Origin of the sequence: Rhizobium sp. 25PS6 (assembly GCF_032464655.1) — a bacterium.
Lineage (GTDB): Bacteria > Pseudomonadota > Alphaproteobacteria > Rhizobiales > Rhizobiaceae > Rhizobium > Rhizobium laguerreae.
Genome location: NZ_JAWDIV010000006.1, coordinates 69,649 through 95,749 on the forward strand (window position 1 = coordinate 69,649; position 26,101 = coordinate 95,749).

24 protein-coding genes are annotated in these 26,101 nt (G+C 62.9%); 12 read left to right on the forward strand and 12 right to left on the reverse strand.

Annotated elements, in window-relative coordinates; translation table 11 throughout:
- Positions 1-24 precede the first annotated feature (24 nt).
- A complete protein-coding gene (locus tag RWK44_RS10585) occupies positions 25-378 on the forward strand; it encodes a DUF952 domain-containing protein (RefSeq protein WP_168283818.1) in 354 nt (117 codons plus the stop codon).
- Complete coding sequence (locus RWK44_RS10590) at positions 375-1,463, forward strand: quinone-dependent dihydroorotate dehydrogenase (RefSeq protein WP_316028770.1); 1,089 nt, start codon at positions 375-377, stop codon at positions 1,461-1,463. The genes RWK44_RS10585 and RWK44_RS10590 overlap by 4 nt, the downstream gene beginning before the upstream one ends.
- Here RWK44_RS10590 and RWK44_RS10595 read toward each other — a convergent pair.
- The 3 genes from RWK44_RS10595 to RWK44_RS10605 form a co-directional block, all read right to left on the reverse strand.
- Positions 1,439-2,785 (reverse strand): MATE family efflux transporter, encoded by a 1,347-nt coding sequence (locus RWK44_RS10595; RefSeq protein WP_168283820.1) that lies wholly within the window; start codon positions 2,783-2,785, stop codon positions 1,439-1,441. The genes RWK44_RS10590 and RWK44_RS10595 overlap by 25 nt on opposite strands.
- A gap of 85 nt (positions 2,786-2,870) precedes the next feature.
- Complete coding sequence (locus RWK44_RS10600) at positions 2,871-3,368, reverse strand: CAP domain-containing protein (RefSeq protein WP_168258741.1); 498 nt, start codon at positions 3,366-3,368, stop codon at positions 2,871-2,873.
- Between the two features lies 1 nt (position 3,369).
- Positions 3,370-3,636, reverse strand: a complete 267-nt coding sequence (locus RWK44_RS10605) for a DUF6460 domain-containing protein (protein WP_027666284.1) — start codon at positions 3,634-3,636, stop codon at positions 3,370-3,372.
- Positions 3,637-3,780: 144 nt separating this feature from the next.
- Here RWK44_RS10605 and RWK44_RS10610 point away from each other — a divergent pair, with 144 nt between their 5' ends.
- The 3 genes from RWK44_RS10610 to RWK44_RS10620 all read left to right on the forward strand — a co-directional run bounded on the left by RWK44_RS10610 (position 3,781) and on the right by RWK44_RS10620 (position 5,825).
- A complete protein-coding gene (locus RWK44_RS10610; RefSeq protein ID WP_222062673.1) occupies positions 3,781-4,713 on the forward strand; it encodes a class I SAM-dependent DNA methyltransferase in 933 nt (310 codons plus the stop codon).
- 211 nt (positions 4,714-4,924) lie between these two features.
- On the forward strand, positions 4,925-5,560 hold the full coding sequence (locus tag RWK44_RS10615; protein ID WP_065282120.1) for a YitT family protein: 636 nt from the start codon (positions 4,925-4,927) through the stop codon (positions 5,558-5,560).
- Positions 5,561-5,678: 118 nt separating this feature from the next.
- On the forward strand, positions 5,679-5,825 hold the full coding sequence (locus RWK44_RS10620) for a hypothetical protein (protein WP_168256934.1): 147 nt from the start codon (positions 5,679-5,681) through the stop codon (positions 5,823-5,825).
- Between the two features lie 221 nt (positions 5,826-6,046).
- Here the strand turns inward: RWK44_RS10620 and RWK44_RS10625 are convergent, their stop codons facing one another.
- Entirely contained in the window at positions 6,047-6,508 is a 462-nt protein-coding gene (locus RWK44_RS10625; RefSeq protein ID WP_020048363.1) for a carboxymuconolactone decarboxylase family protein, read from the reverse strand.
- Positions 6,509-6,530: 22 nt separating this feature from the next.
- Positions 6,531-7,031, reverse strand: a complete 501-nt coding sequence (locus RWK44_RS10630; protein WP_017958879.1) for an RrF2 family transcriptional regulator — start codon at positions 7,029-7,031, stop codon at positions 6,531-6,533.
- Between the two features lie 133 nt (positions 7,032-7,164).
- On the opposite strand from RWK44_RS10630, the gene RWK44_RS10635 reads away from it, so the two are divergent.
- From RWK44_RS10635 to pdeM, 3 genes are read left to right on the forward strand one after another with little or no spacing between them, the layout of a single operon-like run.
- A complete protein-coding gene (locus tag RWK44_RS10635) occupies positions 7,165-7,797 on the forward strand; it encodes a YitT family protein (RefSeq protein WP_168258738.1) in 633 nt (210 codons plus the stop codon).
- A gap of 47 nt (positions 7,798-7,844) precedes the next feature.
- Positions 7,845-10,355 carry a ligase-associated DNA damage response DEXH box helicase gene (locus RWK44_RS10640; RefSeq protein ID WP_316028771.1) on the forward strand — a complete coding sequence of 837 codons (2,511 nt, stop codon included), beginning with the start codon at positions 7,845-7,847 and terminating at the stop codon, positions 10,353-10,355.
- A 60-nt stretch (positions 10,356-10,415) separates the two neighbouring features.
- Positions 10,416-11,153: a ligase-associated DNA damage response endonuclease PdeM gene (gene pdeM / locus RWK44_RS10645; protein ID WP_316028772.1), complete on the forward strand. Its 738-nt coding sequence runs from the start codon at positions 10,416-10,418 to the stop codon at positions 11,151-11,153.
- A gap of 233 nt (positions 11,154-11,386) precedes the next feature.
- Here pdeM and RWK44_RS10650 read toward each other — a convergent pair whose 3' ends face one another.
- The 7 genes from RWK44_RS10650 to RWK44_RS10680 form a co-directional block, all read right to left on the reverse strand.
- Complete coding sequence (locus RWK44_RS10650) at positions 11,387-11,968, reverse strand: transglycosylase SLT domain-containing protein (RefSeq protein WP_131663073.1); 582 nt, start codon at positions 11,966-11,968, stop codon at positions 11,387-11,389.
- A 126-nt stretch (positions 11,969-12,094) separates the two neighbouring features.
- A complete protein-coding gene (locus tag RWK44_RS10655; RefSeq protein WP_221981581.1) occupies positions 12,095-12,652 on the reverse strand; it encodes a dihydrofolate reductase family protein in 558 nt (185 codons plus the stop codon).
- Between the two features lie 202 nt (positions 12,653-12,854).
- Positions 12,855-13,655, reverse strand: coding sequence for a TIGR02186 family protein (locus tag RWK44_RS10660; protein WP_168258735.1), 801 nt, complete (start codon positions 13,653-13,655; stop codon positions 12,855-12,857).
- A complete protein-coding gene (locus tag RWK44_RS10665) occupies positions 13,655-14,578 on the reverse strand; it encodes a sulfite exporter TauE/SafE family protein (protein WP_316028773.1) in 924 nt (307 codons plus the stop codon). Before RWK44_RS10665 ends, RWK44_RS10660 begins: the two co-directional genes overlap by 1 nt.
- A 43-nt stretch (positions 14,579-14,621) precedes the next feature.
- On the reverse strand, positions 14,622-14,840 hold the full coding sequence (locus RWK44_RS10670) for a hypothetical protein (RefSeq protein ID WP_316028774.1): 219 nt from the start codon (positions 14,838-14,840) through the stop codon (positions 14,622-14,624).
- Positions 14,841-14,891: 51 nt separating this feature from the next.
- Positions 14,892-18,695 carry a peptidoglycan-binding protein gene (locus RWK44_RS10675; RefSeq protein ID WP_316028775.1) on the reverse strand — a complete coding sequence of 1,268 codons (3,804 nt, stop codon included), beginning with the start codon at positions 18,693-18,695 and terminating at the stop codon, positions 14,892-14,894.
- Between the two features lie 448 nt (positions 18,696-19,143).
- Positions 19,144-19,845, reverse strand: coding sequence for an SDR family NAD(P)-dependent oxidoreductase (locus RWK44_RS10680; RefSeq protein ID WP_221944333.1), 702 nt, complete (start codon positions 19,843-19,845; stop codon positions 19,144-19,146).
- 270 nt (positions 19,846-20,115) lie between these two features.
- Here RWK44_RS10680 and RWK44_RS10685 point away from each other — a divergent pair, with 270 nt between their 5' ends.
- From RWK44_RS10685 to RWK44_RS10700, 4 genes are all read left to right on the forward strand, one after another.
- A complete protein-coding gene (locus tag RWK44_RS10685; RefSeq protein ID WP_316028776.1) occupies positions 20,116-21,912 on the forward strand; it encodes an acyl-CoA dehydrogenase C-terminal domain-containing protein in 1,797 nt (598 codons plus the stop codon).
- Between the two features lie 100 nt (positions 21,913-22,012).
- Positions 22,013-23,221 (forward strand): acetyl-CoA C-acetyltransferase, encoded by a 1,209-nt coding sequence (locus RWK44_RS10690; protein ID WP_131663079.1) that lies wholly within the window; start codon positions 22,013-22,015, stop codon positions 23,219-23,221.
- A 2-nt stretch (positions 23,222-23,223) separates the two neighbouring features.
- On the forward strand, positions 23,224-23,607 hold the full coding sequence (locus RWK44_RS10695) for a cupin domain-containing protein (protein ID WP_168283828.1): 384 nt from the start codon (positions 23,224-23,226) through the stop codon (positions 23,605-23,607).
- Positions 23,608-23,623: 16 nt separating this feature from the next.
- Positions 23,624-25,837: a 3-hydroxyacyl-CoA dehydrogenase NAD-binding domain-containing protein gene (locus RWK44_RS10700; RefSeq protein ID WP_168283829.1), complete on the forward strand. Its 2,214-nt coding sequence runs from the start codon at positions 23,624-23,626 to the stop codon at positions 25,835-25,837.
- The last annotated feature ends 264 nt before the right edge of the window (positions 25,838-26,101 follow it).

Below are 26,101 nucleotides of genomic sequence, written 5' to 3' on the forward strand. Positions count from 1 at the left end.
GGAACAGCCTATCGTGAGGCCATGATGACCCTGACACCCACCCTTTACAAGATCGTGACGGAAACGCTCTGGCAGCAAGCCAGACAAACCGGCACTTTTCATGGCGCCGGTATCGATCTCAAGGACGGCTTCATCCATTTTTCGACGGCGGAGCAGGTGAAGCAGACTGCCGCCCTGCATTTTGCCGGACAGTCCGGCCTGCTGCTGATTGCCGTCGATGGCAGCCGCTTCGCCGACAAGCTGGTCTTCGAGCCCTCGCGCGGCGGCGACCTTTTCCCGCACCTCTACGCCGATCTGCCGCTTGCCGCCGTGCTCTGGGAGGCGCCGCTGCCGCTCGACGAGGCCGGCGCCCATGTCTTCCCGGAGCTGCAGCCATGATCGATCCCTTCAAGCGTCTCGCCCGCAAGGGTCTCTTCCTGTTCGATCCGGAAACTGCGCACGGCATGTCGATCGCCGCCTTGAAATCCGGCCTCGTGCCCGCCTGCCAGCTGACGCCCGATCCGCGCCTGCGCCTGACTGTTGCCGGCCTTGCCTTTGAAAATCCGCTCGGCATGGCCGCCGGCTACGACAAGAATGCCGAGGTGCCGGAGGCGCTGTTGAAGCTCGGCTTCGGCTTTACCGAGATCGGCACGGTGACGCCGAAGCCGCAATCCGGCAATCCGCGCCCGCGCATCTTCCGCCTGGTCGAGGATGAAGGCGTCATCAATCGTCTCGGTTTCAACAATGAAGGCCATGATGTCGCCTTCGGGCGCCTCGCCGCGCTGAGGGGCGGTGGCATGATCGGCGTCAATATCGGCGCCAACAAGGACAGCGAAGACCGCATCGCCGATTACGTCGCCGGCATCCGGCGCTTTTATTCCGTCGCGCGCTATTTCACCGCCAACATCTCCTCGCCGAACACGCCGGGCCTGCGCGACCTGCAGGGGCGCGAAAGCCTTGCTGTGCTGCTGTCATCAGTGCTTGCGGCGCGCGACGAAATGGCGGGAACATCCGTGCGGAAGATCCCGGTCTTTCTGAAGATCGCGCCTGATCTGACCGAGGAAGGCATGGACGATATCGCCGCGGAAGTGCTTTCGCATGCGCTTGATGGCCTGATCGTCTCCAACACCACGCTGTCGCGCGACGGACTTAAGGATCAGCGCCAGGCGAAGGAGGCGGGTGGCCTCTCCGGCGTGCCGCTTTTCGAAAGGTCGACGGCGGTACTCGCTAGGATGCGCAAGCGGGTCGGTCCGGCCCTGCCGATCATCGGCGTCGGCGGCGTTTCCTCGGCCGAAACCGCGCTGGAGAAGGTCCGGGCGGGCGCCGATCTCGTCCAGCTCTATTCCTGCATGGTCTATGAGGGCCCCGGCCTGGCCGGCGATATCATCCGCGGCCTCTCGAAACTCCTGGACCGCGAAAAGGCCGCCTCGATCCGCGACCTGCGCGATACCAGTCTGGATTATTGGGCGGCGCGAAAGGTCTGATCGGCCCGCGGCTTCACCAGCATTGCCAGGAAGAAGCCGCGGAAGAGCAGGAAGGCGTTCATCGCCAGCCACAGGCCGTGATTGCCGAAGAGCGGCACGAAGACCGCGAGCATCAGGAGATAGCCGGCAAAAGATATCAGCATCCGGTTGCGCATGTCGGCCGACCATGTGGCGCCGATGAAGACCCCGTCCATCAGGAAGGCGAGTGCGCCCGTCACTCCCGTCACCGCCGCCCAGGGCAGATAGGTTTCGGCTGCCTGCCTCACCTCGGGTGAGGTCGTCAGCACCGAGATCAGCCAGGGGCCGGCGAGAAAGAAGAAGGCGGAGCCGATCGCCGCCAGCCCGAAGGACCACAAGATCGTCAGCTTCAGCCCGCGGTCGAAGGCCGGCCGGTAGCGCGCGCCGATCGCCCTGCCGGCGATCTGTTCGGCGGCATTGGCAAGCCCGTCGAGATAATAGCCGGACAGCAGAAAGAAATTCATCAGCACGGCATTAGCGGCAAGCGTCACCGCGCCGAAGCTGGCGCCGATCCGCGTCATGACGGTATAGGCGCCGAGCAGCACGAAGGTACGGATCAGGATGTCGCGGTTGAGAGCGAAAAGCTCGGCCAGCCGGTGCCGGGAAAAGACCTCCGCCCATGCCGGCCGCTCGGCCTTGTTAAAGCCGCTGAGTACGATGAAAAGCCCGGCGAGAGCGCCGGCTGTTTCACCAGCCATGGTGCCCCAGGCGACCCCGGCTACACCCCAGCCGAGCGTCAGGCCGAGATAGATGGAAAGCACAATGTTGATGCCGTTGATGATTGCCTGCAGCAGCAGCCCGATACTGCCCTGGCCGCGCCCGAGCACGAAACCGAGGATGGCGTAATTCGCCAGCGCCGCTGGTGCTGCCAGGATGCGGATCGAAAAATAGGTGCTGGTCGCCTCGGCAACCGGACCATGCGCGCCCATCAGCCTCAGCCCGGCGGTGATCAGCAGGGGCGAAAGGCAGAGCAGCGCCAGACCGCAGCCGAGCGCCGAAATCATCGCCCGGGAAAAGACCGCCTGCTGCTCGTGTTGGTCTCGCCGGCCATAGGCCTGCGCCGTCAGCCCTGTCGTCGAGGCGCGCAGGAAGTTGAAACTGCCCATGATGAGATCGAAGAGCATGGCGCCGATCGCCAGTCCCGCAAGCGCTTCTGGGTCGCCCATATGGCCGACGACGGCGGTGTTCGTCAGCCCGAGCAGCGGCGTCGTCAGAAAGCCGAGCATCATCGGAATGGCAATCGACAGCACCATCAGGTGCGTCACGTCGAATGCCAGCGCATTGTCGTCGGTTCTGCTATCCATGCCTGCCTCGCCGCTTCGGCGCCGCGCGTTTTCTCAGACGCGCAAAGCACGCCGCACACTTTGAACTGCTGCAGGCGGAATCACCTTAGCTGGAAAGCACCATGGCCCAATAGGGCAGGTTCCTGGAAGATGTGTTATGGGCGACAGCAACGCCAAGGCCGCCATAACGTCCGAGCATGTTTTCCAGGTGATGCGGCGAGTTGATCCAGGCCGTCACCACGGCATCGACGCTCTGCTGGCCGGAGGCGATGTTTTCCGCTGCCGGCAACCTCACGCCGCTCGCCTTGACGCGCGCGCCGAAACTGTCGGTCATGCCCATGAGATGCGTCATCTTGCCGGCGCTCGCCATGCGTTTTGCCTGAAACAAGGCGGCAGTGCTCGCCGCCGGATCGACGGCAAGCGGAGGCAGCCCGTTTTTGGCCCTGAGCTGGTTGACGAGCGGCAGCACGCTCGCCGTCTCGTCCTCGCCGTTTGACGGCGTGCCGGCCATCCGCGGGGTTGTGGTGCAGCCGGCGATGCCGGCAGCGAGCGCAAGTCCGGAAAGGCGCAGCAGGCCGCGCCTGGAAAGATCGATGGATGTCATGTTACCGGCGGTAGCTGAAAAGACGAAGGATGATGAAGAGCGGGATGACGATCGTCGCGCCGAGGATCAGATAGTCGCCGACGCGCCCAAGCGCCGAGAAGCCGCGGTACCAGATCTCCAGGATGAAATCGCGTATGCCGTCGATGATGGCCCACGGCGTCAGGCCGAAGATGGTCATGACGAAACCGACGATCAGCGACACCACGATAAGCTTGATCAATGTGCGGCCGATTGAATCGCCGAGGAACCTGTTCGCCTGATCGGACATAAGCCATCTCCTGTTTGCCCTTGGAATAAGGTCGCGGCGCGGCGCCCGCAAGCCCTTTCCCGAATTGGCCGCTCCGCCTCTGAAATAGGACTTGAGTTTTTTTGTGGCCGCCGCCAAATGCGGGCCAACCAATAAGGTCCATTGATGCAGCCTCACCAGCTTTCCTCAGGCGACGTCATCGCCGACCGCCGCGCCGATTATGCCAGGATGCTCGAAGAAGGTGGCGAGCCGGAAGCGGCTGCCGAGCTGATGGAACAGGCCCTCGAGCTCGTGCCTGCCTGGGCCGCCGGCTGGTATCGCCTCGCCACCTACCTGGAAAAGGCGGGCAGGGGTGAGGCCGCGATCGAGGCCTATCGCAGGACGCTTGCTCTCGGTCCCGATGACATTTACGGCGCCGCCCTCAAGCTCGCCCTTCTCGGCGACGCAGCCACGCCTGACCTGCCGCCGAGCCGCTATGTCGAGCGCCTCTTCGACGACTATGCCGACCGTTTCGAATCAGCGCTTGTCGAAAAGCTCGACTACAGCGTCCCGCAGAAGCTTGCAGCGCTCATCGCCTCCACCGGCAGGCGCTACGAACACGCCGTCGATCTCGGCTGCGGCACTGGCCTGCTCGGCTCGGAGATCCGCGCCAATGTCGGTCGCCTCGAAGGCTTCGACCTCTCGCAGAACATGCTGGCCAAGGCCGCCGATAAACAAGTCTATGACAGTCTCGCCCAGGCCGATCTCTCGCTCACGCCCGATCTCTCCGGCTTCTTTGCCGGTGCCGCGCGCCATCGCGCCGACCTGGTGACGGCAGCCGATGTGCTGATGTATCTCGGCAATCTCGAAAGCGTCTTTGCCATCGTCGGAGAACTCGCTGCATCAGGCGCCGATATCGCCTTTTCCGTCGAGGATGCGGGTGATGGCGAAGGCTTCCATCTCGCTCCGTCGCTGCGTTATGCCCATTCGGAAGCCTATGTCAGGACGCTTCTCGCCCGTCATGGCTTCCAAATTCTCAAGATCGTCAAATCGGTCATTCGCAAAGATGGCGGAAAACCTGTTTCCGGCATTCTATTCCTTACGCAAAAACCCGCGTAAGCGAACATTTCTTGCGATGTTTTTATAGGTCAGCATTGCTTACCTATTTCGCTTGATCGGAAGGCCGAAAAACCTGATACTGCATCGCATCGGCAGAGCGCCCGGCAATATTACGCCGAGGCGCTCGGGCTCCTTTCATGATCCAAAATTCCGTCGCGCCCGGGCCTTCTCAAGCGCGTTCTTAAACTCGTCTGCCGTGGAGACTGGCGACATGACACAGCTCATCAATGCCCTTGGTTTTTGGAATACGACTGCGACGCGCCACACTCCGATCGAAGACGTGCAGGGCATATTCTCCGGCAGCCTCGTTGCGGCGCTCGGCCTTTATGTGCTCGCCAGCGCCGGCCTTCTGACCGGCAGCACGGCCGGCGTGGCCTTCCTCCTGCATTATGCCTTCGGCGCCAATTTCGGTCTCGCCTTCTTCCTGCTCAACCTGCCGTTCTTCTATCTCTCCTGGAAGCGACTCGGCATGGCCTTCACCATCAAGACCTTCATCGCCATCGGCCTGACGTCGGTGCTTGCTGATGTGCAGTCGCGCTTCTTGTCCATTTCGAGCATTCATCCGGCCTGGGCGGCACTTCTCGGCGGCCTGCTGCTCGGCTTCGGGCTGCTGGCGCTTTATCGTCACCGCGCCAGCCTCGGCGGCGTGGGCATTCTCGGCATCTACCTGCAGGAGCGTTTCGGCATCCGCGCCGGCCTCGTCCAGCTCGCCATCGACATGTGCGTGCTCGCCGCCGCCTTCTTCGTCACCACGCCGCCTGTCGTCTTCTATTCAGTGCTCGGCGCCGTCGTCCTCAACCTCTTCGTCGCCATCAATCACCGTGCTGATCGCTACATCGCGCTGTAACGTTACAAAACGGTAAGCCATTCTAAACAAAACGTAACTTGCCTGTGATCGGTCTCGGCGCCAAATTCATCTCGCGCCGGATTTGATGAGGTGAACTATGTCAGATTTGGAAAAACTTGTGAGACGCCGTATGCAGGAAGAATACGCCAAGGGCGCTTCCGCAGAAGACATTGCGAAAGTCGTCCGCGACCTGTTCAACAGCATCGACCTCTCGGGCAATCGGTTTGACGCCGTTGCCGTACGGGCCACCAGGGATCACGAGTGACCCGATATTCGACCGACCCGAGATTTTCGGGTCGGTTGCCAGGATGAATTCCTCGCCATCAGTCACCGTGCCGAGCCGCGGGTATCGTCCCGTCCTTCGGACGCCCGCAACCGGGGCGAAGGAACATGCTGCAGCGTCTCGATCCCCTCTTCTCCCCGAGGGGAGAAGAGGACATGCAGCGACCTCTCCGTTTCCCGCTCACCTCTGGTATGGCATTGGCCTCAGGCTGCCTTCGCTACCGCATCGAGCGGATGTTGCGAGCGGAAGCCGACGGCCAGCCGGTTCCAGACATTGATGGCGCCGATTGCCACGGTAATCTTCGTCATTTCTTCCTCGGAAAAATGCGCCTTCAGCGTCTCGTAGTCGGCATCCGGCGCGCCTGTTTTGGCGATATTGGTCACTGCGTCGACCCAGCCGAGCAGCGCCCGTTCGCGGGCATCATAGACCGGCGATTCCCGCCAGACGCACATCAGGTTGATCCATTGTTCGGAGAGCCCATCGTGGCGGGCTTCCTTCACATGCATGTCGACACAATAGGCGCAGCCGTTGATCTGCGAAGCGCGCAGCTTGATCAGGTGGATGAAGCGGCGCTCCAGCCCGGAGGACTGGACATATTGCTCGAGCGCGGCGACTGCCTTGTAGGCGTCGGGAGCGGCTTTGGCGAAATTGAAGCGTGGTTGCATGCTCTTTCTCCTTTGTTGTGGCTCAACGAGCCGTCTTGCGTTCATGGATTTCAAGGAAGGCGCAGCCTCTAGCTGCGATCGATCCGTCGTCGACGGCGGCAAGTTCGATGCCGATATCGGCCAGGCTCGTCTTGGCGAGTTCGGCGCGATAGACCCGTTCGGCTTTCAGCATCGCTGCGTTGATGGTGCAGGGCTGGGCGAACAAGCGATCGGAGACCGGGTTCGGTCCGCGCTGGCGGATTTCAGCGCAGCGGAACGCCGGTGCAGACCCCTCGACCGCGAGCACGATGTCGAGCAGCGAAATCTCCTTCGGCGCTTTTGCCAGCCGATATCCGCCCTTCGGCCCCGGTACGGTATCGAGGATGCCGGCGCCCGACAGCGCCTGCAGATGCTTCAGCAGATAGCTTGTCGAGACGCCGTGGAATTCTGCCAGCGCGGCGGCCGAAAGCACGCTGCCTTCGGAGAGGCCGGAAAGCATCGCAACGCTGTGAATGGCCTGCTCGACCCCGTCGCCCATCTTCATGCACCCGGCCTCCTCAATTCATGGATAAAAAATATCCACGATTATGCCTGATGTCAAGAGGTGCCCTCGCTGCTTGCCACTTGCCTTTATCCTGACCCCGGATAGAAGACGGAAACGCCGACAGGGGAACATCATGGCATCCAACGCTTTCGCAGGCTTTCTGAATTCCAGCGCCGATCGTCACTCGCTCTTCGACGACGCCCAGGGCATCGTCGCCGGCAGCATGCTCGCCGTGCTCGGCGTAACGCTTCTCTCCGGCGCGGGGCTGCTTGCCGGCGGCACGGCGGGCCTTGCCTTCCTCGCCCATTATGCGACGGGCTTCAGCTTCGGCCTCTGCTTCTTTGCCGTGAACCTGCCGTTCTATTATCTCGCCTTCCGCCGCTTGGGCGCCGCCTTTACCATCAAGACCTTCGCCGCCATCGCGCTCACCTCGGTCCTGTCGGAATTCGTCTCGGGATTCATCAGCATGGCGCATGTCGATCCTATCGCCGGCGCGCTCTTCGGCGGCCTCGTTATCGGCGCCGGCATGCTGGCGCTCTTCCGCCACCGCGCCAGCCTCGGCGGCATCGGCATTCTCGCCCTCTATATCCAGGATCGCTTCGGCTGGCGCGCCGGCTTCGTCCAACTCGGCTTCGACGGCATCATCCTGGCGCTCTCCTTCTTCGTCGCAAGCCCCTTCATCATCGCCTGCTCGGTGCTCGGTGCGATCGTTCTCAACCTCACGATCGCCATCAACCACCGCAAGGACCGCTATATCGCCATGTAAAGGCTCGCGGCTCTTCTTTTTCCCCTGCATTTCACTACCTTCCAGGCGTGGACCAGATCGATTCCGAAGCCCGTGCCCTGCTGCCTGCCGCCTTTACCCGCTGGTTTGCGGAAAAGGGCTGGCGAGCGCGCGTCCATCAGCTGGAGCTGCTTGCTCGCGCCGAGGCCGGCGAAAGTACGCTGCTGATTGCGCCGACCGGCGCCGGCAAGACGCTCGCCGGTTTCCTGCCCTCGCTCACCGATCTCACCCGCCGCGGCAAGATCCCGCCCGGCTCCGCCTTCACCGGCATCCACACGCTCTATGTCTCGCCGCTGAAGGCGCTTGCCATCGATATCGAGCGCAACCTGATGAAGCCGGTCGAGGAGATGGGCCTGCCGGTCACCGTCGAAAACCGCACCGGCGATACGCCGAACGCCAAGCGCCAGCGCCAGAAGCTCAACCCTCCGGATATTCTGCTGACGACACCCGAACAGGTCGCCCTGCTGCTGGCCAACCGGGAGGCCGAGCGCTTCTTCAAGGATCTGAAATATATCGTCCTCGACGAGCTGCATTCGCTCGTCACGTCCAAGCGCGGCCATATGCTATCGCTCGGCCTTGCCCGCCTGCGCCGCCTTGCCCCCGGTCTCCAGACGATCGGCCTGTCCGCCACCGTCGCCGAGCCCATGGATCTGCAGAAGTGGCTGGTCGGCCAGGAAGAGGGTAGCGAACATCATGCCGGCCTCGTCGTCGTCGAAGGCGGCGCCAAGCCCGATATCTCGATCCTGTCGACCGAGGAGCGTATTCCCTGGTCCGGCCATTCCGCCCGATATGCCATTCCCGACGTGTACCGCCAGCTCGTCGAACATCGCACGACGCTGCTCTTCGTCAACACCCGCAGCCAGGCGGAAATGCTTTTCCAGGCGCTCTGGACGATCAATGACGACAACCTGCCGATCGCCCTCCACCACGGCTCCCTCGACGTCGCCCAGCGCCGCAAGGTCGAGGCGGCGATGGCCGAAAACCGGCTGCGCGCCGTCGTCGCCACCTCCACCCTCGATCTCGGAATCGACTGGGGCGATGTCGATCTCGTCATTCATGTCGGCGCGCCGAAGGGCGCCTCGCGTCTTGCCCAGCGCATCGGCCGCGCCAACCACCGCATGGACGAGCCCTCGAAGGCGATCCTCGTGCCCGCCAACCGTTTCGAGGTCATGGAGTGTCAGGCCGCCCTCGATGCCAATTATATTGGCGCGCAGGACACCCCGCCGGTTGGCCGCGGCGCGCTCGATGTGCTCGCCCAGCATGTGCTCGGCATGGCCTGCGCCGAACCTTTCGACGTGCTGGAACTCTACGATGAGGTCATCAGCGCCTCGCCCTATGCCGATCTGAGTTGGGAGACCTTCGAGCGCGTCGTCGATTTCGTCGCGACCGGCGGTTATGCGCTCCGCACCTATGACCGCTACGCCCGTATCCGCAAGACAGCGGAGGGCCGCTGGCGCGTCTCCAACCCTGCAGTCGCCCAGCAATACCGTCTCAACCTCGGCACGATCGTCGAGAGCCCGATGCTGAATATCCGCATGGTCAAGCGCGGCGAGGGCGGTAGAATCGGCCGCGGCGGCGCCACGCTGGGGAAGGTCGAGGAATATTTCCTCGAGCAGTTGTCGCCGGGCGATACCTTCGTCTTCTCCGGCAAGGTGCTGCGCTTCGAGGGCATCCGCGAAAATGAGTGCCTGGCGTCGCAGGCCTTTTCGCTCGATCCGAAGATCCCCTCCTACAATGGCGGCAAGTTTCCGCTGTCGACCTATCTCGCCGAGCAGGTGCGGGCGATGATCGCCGATCCCGATCGCTGGCGCCACCTGCCGGATCAGGTGCGCGACTGGCTGTCGCTGCAGGACGACAAGTCGATGCTGCCGAAGCGCGACGAGTTCCTGATCGAAACCTTCCCGCGCGGCAGCCGCGCCTATATGGTCGCTTATCCCTTCGAAGGCCGTCTTGCCCACCAGACGCTCGGCATGCTGCTCACCCGCCGGCTGGAGCGGATAGGCGCCAAGCCCCTCGGTTTCGTCGCCACCGATTATTCGCTGGCCATCTGGGGCCTCGAGGATATGGGACTGATGATCCGCAATGGCCGGCTCAATCTCTCCGACCTCTTCGACGAGGACATGCTCGGCGACGATCTCGAAGCCTGGCTGGACGAATCCTTCCTGTTGAAGCGTACCTTCCGCAATTGCGCCGTGATTGCAGGCTTGATCGAACGCCGCCATCCGGGCAAGGAAAAGAGCGGCCGCCAGATCACCGTCTCCGCCGATCTGATCTACGACGTGCTGCGCAGCCACGAGCCGGATCACATCCTCTTGCAGGCGACGCGGCAGGATGCGGCGACGGGGCTTTTGGACATTGGCCGTCTTGGCGATATGCTGAGGCGAATCAGGGGCCACATCACCCACCGCGCTCTCGACCATATTTCTCCGCTCGCCGTGCCGGTGATGCTGGAAATCGGACGCGAGGCGGTGCCGGGCGAGGCCCATGACGCACTCCTGGCCGAAGCGGCGGACGATCTGATCGCCGAAGCGCTCGCTTGACGAAAATCGGGCCTGATGAGAATTAGGGCCCGACGATTTAGGCCTGACGACGATTTGGGAATGACGACCGTGATGAACCGCCTGGCGCTGGCGCGCGACATATCAGGACTGGCCGCGATGCCGGGCATCGAGACATCGGTCCATGGCATTGCCGCCGTCTGCGATCCGCTCGGCGCCCTCTATCTGCCGGATGCCGGCCTGCTCGTCGTCTCCGACCTGCATCTGGAAAAGGGCGCAGCCTTTGCGCGCCGCGGCATGATGCTGCCGCCTTACGATACGCTGGCAACGCTGACCGTCCTTGCCGCCGTCATTTCCCGCTATAACCCGAAGCTCGTTATCTCGCTCGGCGACAATTTCCACGACCGCATCGGTTCCAAGCACCTGCCGGAGAATTTTCGCGCCCTGATCGTCGAGATGGCGCGCGGCCGCGAATGGATCTGGATCAATGGCAACCATGATCCGGATGGCATCGTCGATCTGCCGGGCACATCTGCCGACGAGATGCATTATGCCGGCCTGACCTTCCGGCACGAGCCGAAGAACGGTTTGCAGAGCGGCGAAATCGCCGGCCACCTGCATCCGTCGGCGACCGTGCGCCGCCGCGAGAAATCCGTCCGCCGCCCCTGCTTTGCCACCGACGGCGCCCGCCTGCTGATGCCGGCCTTCGGTGTTATGAGTGGCGGTCTGGATCTCGGCCATCAGGCGATGAAGGGCCTGTTCGACAAGGCTTTGCTGGTGGCGCATCTGCTCGGCAAGGACCGGATTTATTCTGTCAGGTACGGGAATTTGTGGGGGTAGTGCCCCTTCATATTTGGACGGCGTGCCGTGTCCGCCCCCTCTGCCCTGCCGGGCATCTCCCCCACAGGTGGGGAGATCACAAGTGGCCAAACCTTCGCGTCCCTCCAAGGTTTCACCGGGCTGTGACGCTGGTTGTTTGGGGAAGCCAGTGAGCCCAGCCAATCTCCCCACCTGTGGGGGGGGATGCCCGGCAGGGCAGAGGGGGGTACCACACGGCACGCCCTTGAATACCCTCAATCGCACTCCTGCAACTGCCGCTGATATGTCCCTGCCATCCGCGCAAACTTCTGCGCTGTCTGCTGCAATTGCCCGTTCGAGCGCCAGTCGCCGCGTTTGTACCCTGTCGGACCGGAATAATAGGCAAGATAAAGATTATAGGCATCGTTCAGCGGAATGCCGGTCTCCACGCTGTTCTGGTAGTGATACCAACCAATGAAATCGATCGCGTCGGCGAAGTTCGCCCGTCGCGCCGTCCAGTTCCCCGTCTGCGACTGATAGTGATCCCAGGTCCCGTCGAGCGCCTGCGAATAGCCGTAGGCGGTCGAAGGACGGGACCAGGGAATGAAGCCGAACAGCTTGGTGCGCGGCGGTCGCGCATAGGGCTGGAAGCCGGATTCGGTATACATCGTCGCCATCAGGATCGGCACGGGCACGCCGTATTTCTTCTCCGTCCGCTCGGCGGCACTCTGCCAGCTGGAGAAAAGCCCGTCGCGCTCGTCGAAGACGGCACAGATGTTCCTCGTCTGCTTCGGAGCCGTCGCGCAGCCGGCAAGCAGCGCGAGACCCACTGCCGTCAGAACGATACGAGTACGCATGACAAAACCTCTCGTTTCCGAGAGATTACTAACTCGTAAATGTTAAAAACCGGTTTTTAGTCGAATGCGAACTTCCCGGCCGCTTACTTGTGCGGCCAGGGATCTCACCATCGTGACGGCATCCCACTACGCTTTGACGGGCTCGTAGCGCAGGATCATCGCGCCGCCTTCCGTCGTCGAGGATTCGATGAGCTTCAGCGGCACCTGGCCCTCTGCCGGTTTGAAAAGCGGATTGCCTCCGCCGAGGATCACCGGCACCAGGCAAACCCTGATCTCGTCGATAAGGCCCGCCTTCAGCAGAGTGTCGGCAAGCTCGGCGCTGCCGAAGATGAAGATCGTCTTGCCGTTCTCCTGCTTCAGCCGCGTCAATTCGGGGATCGGATCGCTGACGACGCGGGCATTGTTCCAGCCCGGCTCGCTCATCGTCCGCGACACGGCGATCTTGGCGATGCCGTTCATATAGGCTTTGATCTCGCCTTCGCCCTCGGCTGTCGGCCAGTAGGAGGCCATGCCCTCATAGGTCTTTCGGCCAAACACCAGCAGATCGCTTTCGTTCCCGAACTGTTCGGCATAGCGCTGCAGCTCGGGCCCCCAAGCGAAATTGTGGAAGTCGATATCCCAAGGCTTCGTGCCTTCGAAGTAACCATCGAGCGTCATCAGGTTCCAGACAACAAGCTTTCTCATTTCCATCCTCCTTCAGAATTGCCATCCATCAAAACTGGTTGCGTTTAACAACTGGTTGAAAGTTAGGCCGACTGGTAGCGAAATGCAAGCGGTTTTTTTTGGAGTAAAGCATTCGGGCAAGCAGCTGCTCCTGCAGGCCTTCGTCCTCAGCGCCTTGCTGAGCCTATTTTCGGGAGGAAATCCTGAGCGCCTTGGCTGTGGATCAGTCCTTGCGGAAGATCAGGCTGGCACCCCAGCCGGTGATGACGGCGAGCAGTACGGCCGCAAAGCCGTAAAGGATCGGCTGCTCATGCGCCGCATCGGTGATCGTCTGCTCGATGCCGGTCTTGATGACCCGCAGCGGCAACGATTTTTCGGTGACGAAAAGGCCGCTCTTGAACAGGTAGGCGCGCACGGTGTGCACGCCGTTCGGAATATTTGCCGGCAAGCGCAGGCTCGCCTTGAACAGGTTGGAGGAAACGAACCGCACGCCGCTCGGGTTGCGGTCGTAGAGCCCGCCACCCTGCTGCAGCCGCCGGAAGGCGTCGCGGAACTCGCCGAGATTGCTGCCGTCGCCGACGAAGCCGACCGGCGTCAGCGGAATGTGGTCGATGCCGATCCCCTGATCGGTCAGCTCGAGCGGTGTCGTCAGATCGTCGATCATGCGCGAGCTCGACATCGAATAGGAATGCGGCACCGCTTCGAAGGTCATCGACCGGGTGTTCACCCAAATGCCGAAGACGCGTTCCTTCCTGCGCACCGTCGCATCCTCGCGCGGGCCTTCCAGCACCACGACCACGTCATATTGGCCTATGGCGAGCAGCAGTTGGTCGGTATTCGAGAGCGCCCCGAAGATCGTCAGATCCGCGCCGTGGAAATCCGAGGTGATGGCGATTTCGCTGGTCGAGGTGCCGATTTCCAACCCTTCACGCACCGCTTCCGTTGCTTGCCCCGGCAACCACTGCGCTCCGGCAGAGGTCGGCAGCAGGCAAAGCAATGCGATGACAGCGGCAGCCAGGCGCATCAATTGCCCACTCCCATCACCACCGAATAGACGTCGGTCGGCGTCACCACCAGAGCGATCGCAAGACGCACGCCGACGGCGAGCACCAGCAGGCCGAGCAGGGCGCGCAGCTGTTCGCCGCGCAGTTTTTGGCCGACGCGCACGCCGTATTGTGCCCCGATGACACCCGCCACCATCAGAATGAAGGCGAGCACGATGTCGACGGAAAAGTTCGTCGCCGCCTGCACGATCGTCGTATAGGCGGTCACAAAGATGATCTGGAACAGCGAGGTGCCGACGACGACGTTGGTCGGGATACGCAGCAGGTAGATCATTGCCGGCACCATGATGAAGCCGCCGCCGACACCCATGATCGAGGTGAGGATGCCGATCGCAAAGCCGAGCGCGACGATCGGAATGACGCTGAGAAAGATCTTCGATTTCTTGAAGCGCACCTTCAGCGGCAGCTTATGCACCCAGTGCTGGTGACCGGGCTTGCGCGGTGCGGGCGGCTCGTTGCGCGCTGCCCGCCGCATGGCATTGACGCTTTCGAGCAGCATCAGTCCGCCGACGGTGCCGAGGAAGATGACATACATCAGCGAGATGATGAGATCGAGCTGGCCGATGGCGCGCAGTAAAGAGAAGATCCAGATGCCGACCGTCGCACCCGCAAGGCCACCGACCAACAGCACCGTGCCGAGCTTGACGTCGAGCGAGCCGCGCCGGAAATGCGTGATCGCGCCCGATATCGACGACGCCACGACCTGGTTGGCGCCGGTCGCGACGGCGACGACGGGGGGAATGTTGTAGAAGATCAACAGCGGCGTGATGAGAAAGCCGCCGCCGACGCCGAACATTCCAGACAGGAATCCGACGGCCGCCCCCATGCCGAGAATGATGAAGATGTTCACCGACAATTCTGCGATGGGCAGATAGATTGTCACAGCCGACCCCGAATGATGACCGCCCCTGCCGGGCGGTTTCTTGTCACGTCCCCGTTCGAATGCGCACCATACTGTGAAATCGTTGCCAGAGGCTTTCGATCGGCCCCGTGATTAAGCCATAGAGATTGACGGAGAGATCGGTGGCAGAGGATTCGCCGGATGCGCGGATCGATATGTCCGGGCATAATCCGGCTTTTTTCAGGTTTTGTGACAGGCGACGGCAAAATTGAAAAAAGCCTTGCGGCATAGTGCCGCCAGGCACTTTTCATCGCCCGGAATAAAGAGGCTATCCTGCGTCGATGCGACGCGGGCGTCAGATTGCCTTGCTGCCCTGCTTGTTGCGCTCGAGCAGCGCCTTCACGGTCGCGTCGGTCACCTTGCCGTCCGGCTCTTGGCCGACGGACTTCTGGAAGTTCTTGATCGCGGTCACGGTCTTCGCGCCCATTTCGCCATCCGGCACGCCGGCGTCGAAGCCGTTATTGTTGAGGATCGCCTGGATGTTGCGGATCGCCTTCTTCATGTCGACGCTCGCCGTCTTCAAGCCGGTGCCGGCCCATTCGTCGGGGATGTCGATGGCGTTCGTGCGGTGGTCGACTGGCTCCGCCTTCCAGAGATCGGCCTTGGCGCGCGCCCGTTCGAGTTGGTCGGGTTTCATGGCTTTGGCCACTTCGTCACGCTTCTGCGCCGCATCCTTGTCGCCGCCCTTGGCGGCGATCGCAAACCATTTGTAGGATTCTTCGAGATCCGCCGGAACCCCGTTGCCGCGCGCGCAGAGGATCGCCAGGTTGAACTGGCTGTCGGTGATGCCGAGGTTCGCGGCCTTGGTGAACCACGAGGCGGCCGTCGCATAATCCTGCTGGCCGAGGGCGCCGGAGGCGTAGAGGACGGCAAGATTGTGCATGGCGCTGGCATTGCCCTGGTTGGCCGCCTGCTCGTAAAAACCCTTCGCCTTGGCGATGTCGCGTTCGACGCCGTTACCCTTTTCGTACATGCTGCCGAGCCGGTATTGCGCAGGCGCAAAGCCCTTATCGGCCGCAAGCTGGTACCAGTTCGCCGCCTGCTTCTGATCGACCGTCATGCCGTTGCGGCCGTCGGAATAACGCGCGCCGATCTCGAACAGCGCCAGCACATCGCCGCTGCTCGCCGCATCGGCAAGCGATTTCGGCTGGACGGTGTCGGGAATGGTGATGGCCGGTGCGGGTGCTGCCGCAGCCGGGGCGTTCGGAACGAAGCCCGATGTTTCCTGTGCCGCGCCGGACGGACCGGGAGCGGCAAAGGTCGCTGCCCCTTCACCGTCAAGCGGTGTCTCGTCGGTCAGATGGTCGCCGCCGATCGGTGGGGTTGCTTCCGGCCGCGCCTGTTCGGCGGCTGGCGGCGTGGCATCCGCTGCCGGAGCGGTCGTTCCGAGAGAGGCGGCATCCGGCTGGGCAGGTGTCGCGTCAGGCAAGGCCGGCGACGGATTTTCGGCGCCGGTCAGCGCCGAGACTTCTGCTGGCGGCTGCGGCGCGCGCTCGCCGCTTGTCAGCGTTCGGGCAAGCGGAAAGGCCATGATGGCGAGCAGCACGGCGCCGACCGCCAGCAGGATCGGCCGCCGGTAGCGCGAAAAGGCGCTGGTCTTGCCCGTCTTGTCAGACGCCTTGCCGGCCTTGTCGGCATTCGCGCCCTTCTTCTCGGCCTTGCCGGCTGCCTGCTTCGGATTGGCATCCACCTCCATCGCGGCCGCCTGCGCCGCACGGCGCGCAGCAGCGATATAATCGGCGCGATCGGTTTCGCCGGCAGGTTTGCCGCGCGCCGCACTCTGGCTGGCGCGAACCCGTTCAAGGATCTTCTTCACGTCTGGCGCGCCCGAGCCCGGCTCGAGCAGTTCGTTTGCCGCATCCGTCGGCACCACGTCGGTGGGATCGATCGACGGCGCGGGGTCGATCATCGGCCGTTCGGTCGTCCGGCTCTCGGCCTTCTTGCCGGGCAGCAGCCGCTTGCCGAGGTTGGCGAGCAGGCTGGCCTTTGCCGGTGCCTGTGTCCCTGCCGATGTCGCTGCTGTCTCCGTCGTCCTGGTCGCGGCTTCGATGGCGATCGCGCTCGTTCCGCTCATGGCGTTGGTTTGTGCCGGGGCGGTGGCTTGTGCCGGGGCGGCAGCTTCGGCTGCGACCTCGGCCGTACGGATAACAGGAGAAGCCTTCGCTGTCGGGGCAGCGGCCGGCGTCGTGTTCATGTCGGCTTCGGCCACCATCAGCGCATAGGGATCGACATCGAAATCGACGTCGGCGATCGGCATCTGGGCGGCCGGCCGGCCGCGATCTCCCATGCCGTCGAGGCGGTCGGCGATATGCACCAGCGTCTCGTGCAGCGCCTGGAAAGTCTTGTGCGTACGCTCCTCGCTGTCGCGGCTGAGATCCTCGAGGTGGCGCAGATCCTCGGCCAGCGCCGTCAGCGCCGACATGTCGGCGGCGGGCATGACACCCTGTGGACCGCCATGGCGCGAATAGGCTTCGACGACGGCCTCTGCCGCCTGGCGTGCCGCCTCGATGATATATTCATCGCTCGTCGCCATATAGTCTTCGATCGCGCCCATGCGCTGGTCGAGTTCGGGGGGTATTACGGCGCTTTCGCGCGGCGCGCTCATCAGCGCCGAGAGATTGGCGATCTGGTCTTCGAGGTTCTTCAGTGCGCGCGGATCGGTCGGCGCTGCCGATGTGCTCTCTTCGAGCCGGGCGGCAATGTCGCTCAGCCGTCCTTCGAGACGCAGGAAGGCGCTGTCGTCGGCCACAGCGGCCGGCGCCTGCTGCTGATAGGCCATCTCGTCGATGCGCCGGGCGAGATGGTCGAGCCGCTGCGCCAGCACGTCGTTGACGGCGCCATTCTCAAGCGCGTCGATCTTGCGGGAAATGTCGGAAAGCGTGCCGGTGAGGTCGGCCTGCGGCGCCGTCTCCTGCTTGCGCTCCAGCAGATAGGATAGATGTTCCAGCCGTTCGTCGAGCCGCGACGTCGCTTCCGCCTTCGTCAGCTCCTCGACGCGTCCCGTCAGCGCCTCCAGCCGCATCGCCAGCTCGTCGGCCGGGTTCACGCGGCTGGCCGCATCATGGCTCATCAGGTCGATCTGGTCGGCGAGCGCCGCAAGCCGGCTTTCCAGCCGCTGCATCAGGCCCGGATCATTCGCAGTGGCCGTGCGCCCGCTTGCCGCAATCGCCCGGCTGATCTCGTCGAGCCGGATGTCCATGGCGGCGAACTGCTCGGACATGACCCGGTCGTGCGGCTGGATCATGTTGCCGAAATGCTCCATCGCCGTGGCGATCGAGATCAGCTTGTCTTCCAGCGCCCGAACGGCCGGGCTCTCGCCCATGCCGCCGATATGGCGCTTGATATCATCGAGCCGATAGGCGAGCGAAACGAGCTCTTCCTGCAGCCCCTCGGTATCGAGCGCCGCAAGCCGGTTTTCGAAGCCGTCCCAGCGGTTTTCCATATGGCGCAGCGAATCTTCGCGCGCCAGGCCGTCCATCAGCGAGCGCAGCTCTTCGAAATCTTCACGAAGGCCCGTGGCCTCCGGTGCGGCGGAGCGACCGGTCAGCTGAGTGATGCTCTGGGCAAGGCGGCCCATATCGGCGCGCATGTCGTCGGCGAAACGGCCGTCTCCGGCATTTGTCTTGATCTCGCGCAGCTCGGCGCGCAGCGCATTCATCTCGCGGGTGACGCCCTCGGAAATGTCGCGCTTCAGGTCCTGCCGCAGGTTGACGAGCGCCTGGGCGATCTCCGTCATCGTGTCGTCGCCGGCGCGCAAGGCCGGTGCCGGCACTGGGGCGGCGGCGCGTGGCGTGGGTTCACGAAGCTGCGGGGCCTGCTCGCGTGCGTAGGGCCGTTCGCGGCCGGCTTCAAGCGCGCGCTGGCGTTGACGAATTTCGGCGAGCGGATCCGGCCGTGGCTCGGGCAGGGCTTTTGCTGGCCGGGGAGCATGGGAAGCGGCATAAGGATCGCGCTCGGCCGTTGCCGCGCGCGGCCGCTGTTCGCGCCCGCTGCCCATCAGCCCTTCGATGCGCGCCTCCAGCCCTTCGATCGTGCGGTTCAGCGCATCGAGCGAGGTCCTGTCGGACTGTCGGGAAGGATTTGATCGCGATCCGTTCATCTTCTTGCTCGCTTCGACTGCTCGACCCCTCGTCAGAGCTCGATCGTTGGCTTTTCGTCTGCTGCCCGCTTTACGCGGGCCTGAGCGCACCATTCATAAGACGATAGTCAATTAGACTTTCCTCAAGCTGAACGATGTAGCGGCATCCTAAGGGAACGCGAGACGGGGGAAAGGATGCGGATCACTACTGCTCAATCCGCACCTTTCACGAAACGTGGTAAACAAGCCGTTAATGCCGATGGGAATTTTTTAACGTTTGTGTTCCAAACGCCGTTTTTGGCGGCAATTGCCCCCGAACGCGTCATATCGAATGGCCGCTCGCGCGCTCAGGCCGGCCTGGATATTGCAGCTCGATCTTCACGCCTTTAGGGCCATAGACGAAGACCTGGCCGAGATCGGTGTCGGGAATATCGTAGTATTCGTAGCGATAGCCGCCCGCCAGCAGGGCTCAGAAGCTCTCCGTCCAGGGCCGAACTTCCACCTCCAGCGACCACGCGCTGCGGTGCTGGCGAAGCACATCGATATAGGTCTGGGCGATCGCATCCGGCAGCAGCGTGCCATCCGGCTTCTCCACCCGGTCCGGCCGGATCTGCGAGCGCACCGCGCCGTCGATGACAAAATGCGCGACATGGATGCCCATCGGCCCGAGTTCGCGGGCGGCACTCTGGGCAAGGCCGCGCAGCGCGAACTTGCCCATCGCGAAGGGGGCCGATTGCGCAAAGCCCTTCACGCTTGCCGACGCGCCGGTGATGAGGATGGCGCCGCGGCCGCGCGGGATCATCCGTCGCGCCGCCTGCTGCACCACCAGGAAACCGCCGAAAGCAGTGGTCGCAATCGCCTTCTCGACCGCGGCGGGATCGAGTTCGGCCAGTGGGCCGCGCTGACGCGCGCTGGCGTTGAAGATCACCACGTCAGGCCCGCCGATTGCGGCGGCGGCTTCTTCGAACAGTGCTGCGACGCTCGCCGGCTGCGAGACGTCGGCGGTAAAGGCGCTGGCGCCCGTTTCATCGACCAGCGCCTCGAGTTTTTCGACATTGCGGGCGGCGAGCCCGACCTTGACGCCCTGCGCCGACAATTGCCGGGCAAGCGATGCGCTGATGCCGTAGCCCGCGCCGACAATCAGCGCGCTCTCATAGGGAAAGTCGGTCATGATGTCTTCCTCGATGGATCGTCCCACAGACTTAGGACGTCGGAACGACCTGCGCTACTGCCCGGCCGACACTTCGTTCTGCGATGGACAAGGAAGATGAGATGGCGTCTGCTCCGCCAGTGCTTCATCGCCGCGGATTCGTGCTCTCGAATTTTTTCAGGAAAAGACGGCACAAGCGCAGAATTTGACGTTTACGCAAACGTCAATATTTTGTAAGACAGTGCCCAAGGCCGGCGCGATCCGGTCAGTCGAATGGGAGGAATTTGAGAGATGCCAGTCTACAAGGCCCCGGTGAACGATACGCTTTTCGTCCTGAACGACGTACTGGGTCTCGAGCGCTACAACAATCTGCCGGGTTTTGCCGACGCGACCCCCGATATGATCGAAGCGATCCTCGGCGAGGCCGGAAGGGTTGCCGAGGAAGCTCTCTTTCCGTTGAACTATTCCGGCGACCAGGAAGGCTGCACGCGTCACGACGATGCCAGCGTCTCGACGCCGAAGGGCTTCAAGGAAGCCTATAAAGCCTATCGCGACGGCGGCTGGATCGGTCTTGCGGTGCCGGAGGAATTCGGCGGGCAGGGGCTTCCCTATACGCTGCATACCGCCGTCGGCGAATATACTTCGGCCGCGAACATGTCGCTGATGATGTATCCGGGCCTGACGCAGGGCGCGATCGCGGCACTCCTCGTCCACGGTTCCGACGAGCAGAAGGCCACCTATCTGCCGAAGATGGTGGACGGCACGTGGTCTGGCACCATGAACCTCACCGAGCCGCATTGCGGCACCGATCTCGGCATGCTGCGCACCAAGGCGGTGCCGCAGGCTGACGGCAGCTACAAGATCTCTGGCCAGAAAATCTTCATCTCCGCCGGCGAGCACGACCTGACCGACAATATCGTCCATCTGGTGCTGGCCCGTATCGAGGGTGCGCCCGAAGGCACCAAGGGCATCTCGCTCTTCATCGTTCCGAAATTCCTCGTCGGCAAGGACGGCGTGCTCGGCGCCCGCAACACTGTCTCCTGCGGCGCCATCGAGCACAAGATGGGCATCCACGCCAACGCCACCTGCGTGATGAATTACGACGAGGCGACCGGCTTTCTGATCGGCGCCGAAAACCGCGGCCTCAACGCCATGTTCGTGATGATGAACGAGGCCCGCCTGATGGTCGGCCTGCAGGGCATCGCCATTTCCGAGATCGCCTATCAGAACGCCGCCAGCTATGCCCGCGACCGCATCCAGGGCCGTTCGCTGTCCGGCCCCAAGGCGCCGGACAAGAAGGCCGATCCGATCATCGTCCATCCGGATATTCGCCGCACGCTGATGACCATCCGCGCTTTCAACGAGGCCGGCCGCGCCTTCCTGCTCTGGACCGCGCTCAGGTCTGATATCGCCCACCGCGCTAGCGACGAGAAGGAGCGGCAGACGGCCGACGATATTCTCGGCCTCGTCACCCCGATCCTCAAGGGCGTGATGACAGATAAGGGCTTCGATCATGCCGTCATGGCTCAGCAGGTCTTCGGCGGCCACGGCTATGTCGAAGAGCACGGCATGAGCCAGTATGTGCGCGATGCCCGCATCGCCATGATCTATGAAGGCGCCAACGGCATCCAGGCGCTCGATCTCGTTGGCCGCAAGCTCGCCTTGAACGGCGGCCGCGCCGCCATGGCCCTCTTCAAGGAGATCGGTGATTTCTGCGAGGAGAACCGCAGCAACGAAAAACTCTCCTTCTTCACCAAGCATCTCAAGAAGGGCTTGAACGACGTCCAGGGCGCGACCATGTGGTTCATGCAGAACGCCATGGCCAAACCCGATAATGCCGGCGCCGGCTCGACCGACTACATGCACCTCTTCGGCCTCGTCATTCTCGGCTATATGTGGGCGAAGATGGCCAAAGCCGCCGAGGATGGCCTTGCATCCGGCGATGCGGCTCGCGAGGATTACCTGAAGAACAAGCTGGTCACCGCCCGCTTCTTCATGGAACGCCTCATGCCGGAAACCGCGCTTCGCAAGGCCCGCATCGAGGCTGGCGCCGACACGATGATGGAACTGGCCGCCGAAGCGTTTTGAGCCGGTTCTCCCTCCCCCTTGTGGGGAGGGCTGGGGAGGGGTCTTATCTCCTCCTTCCAAGAGTTGAGGCAAGATAGATTGCCGTCAGGGAGATGAGACGATGACCGAGGTTTTCATTTACGACCACGTGCGTACGCCGCGCGGCCGCGGCAAGAAGGACGGCGCCCTGCATGAGGTGCCCTCCGTCCGCCTTGCGGCAAAGACGCTGGAGGCGATCCGCGACCGCAATGGGCTCGATACGGGAACGGTCGACGACATCATCATGGGCTGCGTCGATCCGGTCATGGATGCCGGCGCCGTCATCCCCAAGGCCGCCGCCTTCGAAGCCGGTTACTCCACGAAGGCGCCTGGCATGCAGATTTCCCGCTTCTGCGCCTCCGGCCTCGATGCCGTCAATTTCGGTGCCGGCAAGATCGCCCAAGGGGCCGACGATATCGTCATCGCCGGCGGCGTCGAAAGCATGTCGCGCGTTGGCCTCGGCATGTCCGGCGGCGCCTGGTTCATGGACCCGTCGGTAAATTTCCCGGCCTATTTCATGCCGCAGGGCGTCTCGGCCGATCTGATCGCCACCAAATACGGCTTCAGCAGAACCGATGTCGACGCTTACGCGGTCGAGAGCCAGAAGCGTGCCGCCCATGCCTGGGAAAAGGGCTGGTTCGACAAGTCGGTCATCCCGGTCAAGGATCAGAATGGCCTGACGATCCTGGCAAAGGATGAACACATGCGCCCCGGCACCGACATGCAGGCGCTCGGCTCCCTCAATCCGTCCTTCCAGATGCCCGGCGAGATGGGCGGCTTCGAGGCCGTCGGCATCCAGGCCCATCCTGAGATCGAGCGCATCAACTATGTTCATCATGCCGGCAATTCCTCCGGCATCGTCGATGGCGCCAGCGTCGTCCTGCTCGGCTCCAAAGCCGGCGGTGAGAGCATGGGCAAAAAGCCGCGCGCCCGCATCAGGGCTTTCGCCAATATCGGCTCCGATCCGGCCCTGATGCTGACCGGGCCTGTCGACGTCACCGAGAAACTGTTGATACGATCAGGCATGAGCCTTGCCGACATCGACCTCTTCGAGTTGAACGAGGCCTTCGCTGCCGTGGTGCTGCGCTACATGCAGGCCTTCGACATCGATCACGACAGGATCAACGTCAATGGCGGCGCCATCGCCATGGGCCATCCGCTCGGCGCCACCGGCGCTATGATCCTCGGCACGGTGCTGGATGAACTTGAACGCCGCGACCTCAACACTGCGCTGGTGACGCTTTGCATCGGCGCCGGCATGGGCACGGCAACGGTTATCGAGAGGGTTTGACGGTGGGCTTCAACACCGGCACGATCGAAACCGAATATGCCGAGGTCAGTGAGCACTGGTCGCCCCGCGTCATCGCCGATCTCAACGGCCAGAGCGTCAAGCTTGCCAAGGTTAAGGGTCAGCTCGCCTGGCATTCGCACCGCGACGAGGACGAGCTCTTCCTCATCTGGAAGGGAGCGCTGACCATCGAATATCGCGACCGCCCGCATGTGCATCTGAACGCCGGCGATTTTCATGTCGTGCCGAGGGGTGTCGAGCATAATCCGGTTGCCGAGGAGGAATGCTGGATCGTGCTTTTCGAGCCGTCTGAGACCAAGCATACCGGCGATGTCGTCACCGAAAAGACGAAGACCTTAGACGCGCAGCGCAGCCATTTGCCGGCCTGATCGGGGAGGAAACCCAATGACCTACACCAATTTCACGCTCGAAACCGACGCCGACGGCATCGCTCTCGTCACCTGGGACATGCCCGGCAAATCGATGAACGTCTTCACCGCGGAGGTGATGGTCGAACTCGACGCGATCATCGACGCCACGACCGCCGATGCGGCCGTCAAGGGCGTCGTCTTCACCTCGGGTAAGTCCTCCTTCTCCGGCGGCGCTGATCTGTCGATGATCAAGTCGATGTTCAGTTCCTACCAGGAGGAGAAGGCAAAGAGCCCAGAGACGGCGGTGCAGAACCTCTTCGGTCTGGTCGGCCGCATGAGTGGCCTGTTCCGCAAGCTCGAAACATCGGGCAAGCCCTGGGTGTCCGCCATCAATGGCACCTGCATGGGCGGCGCTTTCGAACTGTCGCTCGCCTGCCACGGCCGCGTCGCCTCCAATGCCAAGAGCGTCAAGATCGCACTGCCCGAGGTGAAGGTCGGTATCTTCCCCGGCGCCGGCGGCACCCAGCGTGTGCCGCGGCTGGCGAATGCCCAGGATGCGCTGCAGATGATGACGACGGGCCAGTCGCTGACCGGCTCCCGCGCCAAGGCGATGAACCTCGTGCACCAGGTGGTCGAGCCGGATCAGCTCATCCCCGCCGCCAAGCAGATGATCAAGGATGGCCTGAAGCCGGTCGCCCCCTGGGACGAGAAGGGCTTCAAGGCGCCCGGCGGCGGCATCTGGACGCCGGCATCTGCCCAGCTCTGGCCGGCAGCTCCGGCGATCCTGCGCCGGGAAACATCGGGCAATTATCCGGCAGCGCTTGCCATCCTGCAATGCGTCTATGAAGGCCTGCAGGTGCCGTTCGACACGGGTCTGAAGGTCGAGCAGCGTTATTTCACCGAGGTGCTGCAGACCCGCGAAGCCTTCTCGATGATCCGTTCGCTGTTCATCTCCATGCAGGAGCTCGGCAAGGGCGCCCGCCGCCCGGCTGGTCATGCGAAGACCGAGCTGAAACATGTCGGCGTCGTCGGCGCCGGCTTCATGGGGGCCTCGATCGCTTATGTCACCGCCGCCGCCGGCATTCCCGTGACGCTGATTGATCGCGACATCGAAGCAGCGACCAAGGGCAAGATCGTCTCCGAAGGTCTGGTCAAGGATTCTGTCGGTAAGGGGCGTCTTACGCAGGACGAGGCGGCTGCACTGCTCTCCCGCATCACGCCCTCGGCAGACTATGCCGACCTCGCCAATGCCGATCTCGTCATCGAGGCGGTGTTCGAGGATCGCGAGGTGAAGAAAGCGGTCATCGAGGCGGTCGAAGCCGTGCTGCCGGAAGGCGCGATCTTCGCCTCCAACACCTCGACGCTGCCGATCTCAGGTCTCGCCAAGAATTCGAAACGCCCGGCGGATTTCATCGGCATCCACTTCTTCTCGCCTGTCGAGAAGATGATGCTGACCGAGGTCATCCTCGGAAGCGACACCGGCGACAAAGCGCTGGCTGTCGCTCTCGACTATGTTGCAGCCATCAAGAAGACGCCGATCGTCGTCAACGACACCCGCGGCTTCTTCGTCAATCGTTGCGTGCTGCGCTACATGTCGGAAAGCTACGACATGCTGATCGAGGGTGTGCCGCCTGCCATGATCGAGAATGCCGCCAAGATGGCCGGCATGCCGGTCGGTCCCTTGGCGCTCAACGACGAGGTCGCTATCGACCTCTCGCTGAAGATCCTCAAGGCCACGGTCGCCGATCTCGGCGAAAAAGCCATCGACCCCAGGCATATGGAACTCATCTCCCGCATGGTGGAAAAGGAGGGCCGTTTCGGCCGCAAGAATTCCAAGGGCTTCTACGACTACCCGCCGAAACCGGCGAAGAAGTCCCTCTGGCCAGACCTCAAGACCTTCTATCCGCAGAAGCCGGCGGATGAGGTTGACGTCAACGTCCTCAAACAACGTTTCCTCGTCACCATCGCGCTGGAAGCCGCCCGCACGGTCGAGGAAGGTATCGTCACCGATCCGCGCGAGGCGGATGTCGGCTCGATCCTCGGATTCGGCTTCGCGCCCTATACCGGCGGGGCGCTGAGCTATATCGACGGGATGGGTGCGAAGGCTTTCGTGGAATTGGCGGAAAAGTTAGCTGATGCTTACGGAAGTCACTTCAAGCCGACGCCGCTGCTGAAGGACATGGCCGCCAAGGGCGAGACGTTCTACGGTCGGTTCGACCCCTATGCGAAGGTGGGGAAGGCGGCTTAGGCCGCCTTTACCACCCTGCCGTGGCCACCCCCCTCTGCCCTGCCGGGCATCTCCCCCACAAGGAGGGAGATTGGCTGGGCGCTGCGGCTTCCCCCATCTTATCCGTTACGACAAGACGCTAAAGAGGTCCGGTGAGCAGGCTACTGGCCAATCTCCCCACCTGTGGGGGAGGAGATGGCCGGCAGGCCAGAGGGGGGCGGCCCACGGTACGTCGTTCAAGAATTATTCAACTTCACCCTCGCCGGTTGAATTTGACTTTCCCTT

Bases quoted from the DNA above. Each gene is read 5' to 3' on its own strand.
- RWK44_RS10585 (WP_168283818.1), top strand. From the start codon at position 25: ATGACCCTGACACCCACCCTTTACAAGATCGTGACGGAAACGCTCTGG.
- RWK44_RS10615 (WP_065282120.1), top strand. From the start codon at position 4,925: ATGACACAGCTCATCAATGCCCTTGGTTTTTGGAATACGACTGCGACG.
- RWK44_RS10680 (WP_221944333.1), bottom strand. From the start codon at position 19,845: ATGACCGACTTTCCCTATGAGAGCGCGCTGATTGTCGGCGCGGGCTAC.
- RWK44_RS10685 (WP_316028776.1), top strand. From the start codon at position 20,116: ATGCCAGTCTACAAGGCCCCGGTGAACGATACGCTTTTCGTCCTGAAC.
- RWK44_RS10655 (WP_221981581.1), bottom strand. From the start codon at position 12,652: ATGAGAAAGCTTGTTGTCTGGAACCTGATGACGCTCGATGGTTACTTC.
- RWK44_RS10605 (WP_027666284.1), bottom strand. From the start codon at position 3,636: ATGTCCGATCAGGCGAACAGGTTCCTCGGCGATTCAATCGGCCGCACA.
- RWK44_RS10630 (WP_017958879.1), bottom strand. From the start codon at position 7,031: ATGAAGATGGGCGACGGGGTCGAGCAGGCCATTCACAGCGTTGCGATG.
- pdeM (WP_316028772.1), top strand. From the start codon at position 10,416: ATGACGACCGTGATGAACCGCCTGGCGCTGGCGCGCGACATATCAGGA.
- RWK44_RS10675 (WP_316028775.1), bottom strand. From the start codon at position 18,695: ATGAACGGATCGCGATCAAATCCTTCCCGACAGTCCGACAGGACCTCG.
- RWK44_RS10625 (WP_020048363.1), bottom strand. From the start codon at position 6,508: ATGCAACCACGCTTCAATTTCGCCAAAGCCGCTCCCGACGCCTACAAG.
- RWK44_RS10595 (WP_168283820.1), bottom strand. From the start codon at position 2,785: ATGGATAGCAGAACCGACGACAATGCGCTGGCATTCGACGTGACGCAC.
- RWK44_RS10635 (WP_168258738.1), top strand. From the start codon at position 7,165: ATGGCATCCAACGCTTTCGCAGGCTTTCTGAATTCCAGCGCCGATCGT.
- RWK44_RS10700 (WP_168283829.1), top strand. From the start codon at position 23,624: ATGACCTACACCAATTTCACGCTCGAAACCGACGCCGACGGCATCGCT.
- RWK44_RS10590 (WP_316028770.1), top strand. From the start codon at position 375: ATGATCGATCCCTTCAAGCGTCTCGCCCGCAAGGGTCTCTTCCTGTTC.
- RWK44_RS10660 (WP_168258735.1), bottom strand. From the start codon at position 13,655: ATGCGCCTGGCTGCCGCTGTCATCGCATTGCTTTGCCTGCTGCCGACC.
- RWK44_RS10690 (WP_131663079.1), top strand. From the start codon at position 22,013: ATGACCGAGGTTTTCATTTACGACCACGTGCGTACGCCGCGCGGCCGC.
- RWK44_RS10600 (WP_168258741.1), bottom strand. From the start codon at position 3,368: ATGACATCCATCGATCTTTCCAGGCGCGGCCTGCTGCGCCTTTCCGGA.
- RWK44_RS10650 (WP_131663073.1), bottom strand. From the start codon at position 11,968: ATGCGTACTCGTATCGTTCTGACGGCAGTGGGTCTCGCGCTGCTTGCC.
- RWK44_RS10610 (WP_222062673.1), top strand. From the start codon at position 3,781: ATGCAGCCTCACCAGCTTTCCTCAGGCGACGTCATCGCCGACCGCCGC.